This is a genomic window from Paenibacillus sp. IHB B 3415, assembly GCF_000802655.2.
Taxonomy (GTDB): Bacteria; Bacillota; Bacilli; order Paenibacillales; family Paenibacillaceae; genus Paenibacillus_AQ; species Paenibacillus_AQ phytohabitans.
In genome coordinates, this window is record NZ_JUEI01000166.1 from 1 (window position 1) to 3556 (window position 3556).

Annotated in this window: 4 protein-coding genes; all 4 read right to left on the reverse strand. The window is 34.0% G+C overall.

Going from position 1 to position 3556, the window contains the following annotated elements; translation table 11 throughout:
* Positions 1 to 431 precede the first annotated feature (431 nt).
* Entirely contained in the window at positions 432 to 1628 is a 1197-nt protein-coding gene (locus QW71_RS35855; protein ID WP_039310740.1) for a radical SAM/SPASM domain-containing protein, read from the reverse strand.
* Positions 1629 to 1656: 28 nt separating this feature from the next.
* Positions 1657 to 1884, reverse strand: a complete 228-nt coding sequence (locus QW71_RS35860) for a hypothetical protein (protein WP_039310743.1) — start codon at positions 1882 to 1884, stop codon at positions 1657 to 1659.
* 520 nt (positions 1885 to 2404) lie between these two features.
* A complete protein-coding gene (locus QW71_RS37565; RefSeq protein WP_047014167.1) occupies positions 2405 to 2797 on the reverse strand; it encodes a DUF4406 domain-containing protein in 393 nt (130 codons plus the stop codon).
* A gap of 477 nt (positions 2798 to 3274) precedes the next feature.
* Positions 3275 to 3556, reverse strand: a 282-nt coding sequence (locus tag QW71_RS40775; protein ID WP_039310746.1) for a ComEC/Rec2 family competence protein, incomplete at its 5' end; no start/stop codon positions are given.

Genomic DNA, 3556 nt, shown 5'->3' on the forward strand with positions numbered 1-3556 from the left:
CTGTTTGAAGGTCTCCGGGGCCAGATCCTCCTGGATGCCGATGACAAGTCAAAGATTATTCGTTATAAATACATATGTGCATAAAAGAAACCCCTACAGTAGTAAGGGTTTTAGGGTGTGCATAAAAAGAAGTGCGCATTAATTATAGTGTCTGATACCTCCCCCACTAAACTTTCTATAATTTAATCTAATTAATATTCGGCCCTAACAGAGTCAATACAATACCTCGACGAGTTAAGACAACCTTATTGTAAGCAATATACTACGGTAATTAAGAATTGAGCTTCAATGCTCTTTCAGTTTGAATTAATTCAATGAGTTATTTTGTTACTTTCTCCAGAGTTCAATTTTTTCAAAGAACTCCATGATTTCGGTTTGAAGTTTCATAGAATGTTCTATACTTGAGAAGTTTTACATACAAGGCAAAACTTTTAGAATAAATAATCACCTGTTTTTAGAAATAAATCAAGATCAGCGGCTGTATATTTAGGCTCATTACCAACTTCGTTAATATTAAAGTAGTATATTTTTTTCATATTTTCGGGATACATTGGAACTAATTCATTCATTACTTTTAACGTTACGAAACATGCTACTGGATCAGCATCTAAAATATTTCCAGTTAGTATGCTAGCCCTAGCTCTACATCCAGTATTACAAATCAAAATATATTTACAAGATGCGCAGTACTCAATTTTACTTAAGGGGATTTCATTTTCAGTCACATGATTCTTTCCTTCAATTGCCTGCTCAACTGTTTTATTATTGAAATCCATTATTTGATTATGAAAAAATTGACAAAAAGTCGATACTCCATTGCTACGTATTGAAAGTTGATGTGCGATATAATGACAAGGTGATTTTTGAATTCTTTGAAAAATCACCTTCCCGAGATCCATTTTTGAGTAATCTATCACCACATCTTGAAGTTCAGATTTGAATATATTATTTATTTCCATATTTAATACTTCTTTATATCCATTACTTATAAAATTGGTTATTATTCTTTTTGACATTTCAAAAAACCTAATATAATAATCATTAAAATCCATTTGCTTTTTGTTACTTATTACACCCCCTTTATATCCAATATCAAATATGCGCCATCTATGCGCTCCAACTTGAAGAACTTTTTGATAAACATCATATAAGATTTCTACATTGTGAGGCGAACAAACCGTATGAATACATACATTCACATCATCTCTTTGGACCAGTCTTTCTGCTAAATCCCATAGATGTATGTAAGAACTGCCTTTTCTATAAGTGGCATGTTCTTCAAATCCGTCAATACTTAGTCTGATTCTTTTCAAGCCTGCTCTTATTAATTTATCTGCAAGTTCATCTGTGAGTAACAGCCCGTTAGTCACCATATCAGTTTTGATTCCTAGATCCGAAAAAGAACTAATAATTTTAATTACATCTTTATTTAATAAAGGTTCCCCACCTGTAATTAAAATCTTACGAATCGGAAACTTACTTTTGAGATCACGGACGAGAGATATTATCTTTTCACTACTCATATCATCTTGTCTATTTAAATAGTCTCGATTGTGACAATAAACACAATTGATATTACACCGCGAAGTTATTTCCAATCTTATTGAGGAATATTTTTTTTCATCCACTTTAATACCACCTTCAATAATGATGATGTTAATTACCCGCTATAATATGTCTCATGGCTTTTTCATTTTTTTCATTTTCATTAAAGTTTTCATCTTCGTTCTCTTCGATTGTAATTTTTTTTATGTTGTTTTCTTTAATGATAATTTCTTTTTTTTTCGTACCATTATCATTTAATTCCTTTATGATAGTTTCTTTTTCAATCGACTCATTTTCAGTAATTTTTTTGATTGAAGAATCTTTTTTTGTATTTGACATTAAATTAGCCTCCAGAATTTTTATCCACATCATTTACAATTAAAGTAATTTTTATACATTTTTCGCGATCTCAACTTAGTTTTTTAATGATGAGTACACTACGTTCATTTCTTCTATTATGTGCACGTTTTATTTCAACAGCGAATCTTTCAATCGAAACACATAAACAGATTTATGACTCAGAAGCATATTAAAGATTGTTTTGTTGAAAATTTGATGTGCCCAATGAAACTTTCTTTCATTGCTGTTCCAGCTTGTCGAAGCTTTAATATAAATATAAGCCCATCCCCCGATGTTTCAGGAGATGGGCTTAATTGTAGGCCAAATCTTAAAGTGTATTATTCGATACAAAATTGTATGTTTCGATACAGTAGTATAACTAAGAAATGTATGATTTAATACCATTTTGTATGATTCGATACAACTGCTTGCTCAATAGTTAAAGGCAGTTGAAATAAAGTCATCACCTATGGCACTCTTTGAGAAGTAGTTAACCCGTTTCCCATTTAATTCAGCATACTCAATTTCTTTCTTGGTACTGCTGCCAATGTATCCATCCACATCGATAACATATATAATAGTTAAAGGCAGTTGAAATAAAGTCATCACCTATGGCACTCTTTGAGAAGTAGTTAACCCGTTTCCCATTTAATTCAGCATACTCAATTTCTTTCTTGGTACTGCTGCCAATGTATCCATCCACATCGATAACATATATTTCATCAGACATATCAATCTTTCTGAAGTGTATTTTTGAAAATAAATCGGCTTGCTCTGAAGTAATACTGAAACCTTCACTTTGTTCAAAGAACGCTAGGCTCAGGACAACATGGCCTTGGATTGTAAGACAGGCATTGGCTTGTTCAAATTGCTTTTTAAATTTTGTAGAGCCACATAGAATTATTACTTTCACAATCCGCCTAAAAATTATAGGATTATTATGAATTACAATTATAAAGTTGATCTCAAGCACGAGTTATCAATTGATAATTAGTAGGATGCCATTTACTTAACAATTTCCCCTTCATAATAGAATAGGCTTTAATCTATAAATGAGCAAATTCACTACCAGTAAATTGTAAAACACAAAAGAATAGACACAAAGTGCTTACCTTGTGTAATAAGGAAATGATAACGTATTGTAGCTTTCGTATGTCAGGAAAAATAAAAAATAACTGCTGCTGTCTATTCCAATTAACGCTCCTATATCACCAATAGTATTTCCTGACTCACCCTTTGTTCCTCCTTTAACTGTGTGCTCAGATTTCCTATATTTAGAATTACTTTAACATAACAAAAATAGGATAGGAGGGAATTACGTTATCAAGAAGACCCCCTTAGGTTAACAAACGGACTCCAAGCACCTGTCGCTTACCTAAACATGTCTGTACTAATTCAGCTTGTATCTCACTGCTATACCCTCTCTACGCACTCTAAGCTGAATCTCCCCCTGGTGGTCCGTCCGATAGACCACCGTATCCGCAGCCGCCAGCCTGTCTAGTACATCGCCGTTCGGATGGCCGTACAGGTTGTTCACCCCTGCTGAGATTACCGCCGCTGCCGGATGCCAGAAGGAGAGCCAGTCCGCACTGGTGGCGGTTTTGCTGCCGTGGTGGGCGACCTTGAGGATGTCGATGGGCTTACCTGCCTGTATTCCGGCCTGCTGTGCGGA

Coding starts and splice junctions, on each gene's coding strand:
- QW71_RS35860 (WP_039310743.1), bottom strand. CDS start 1,884: ATGTCAAATACAAAAAAAGATTCTTCAATCAAAAAAATTACTGAAAAT.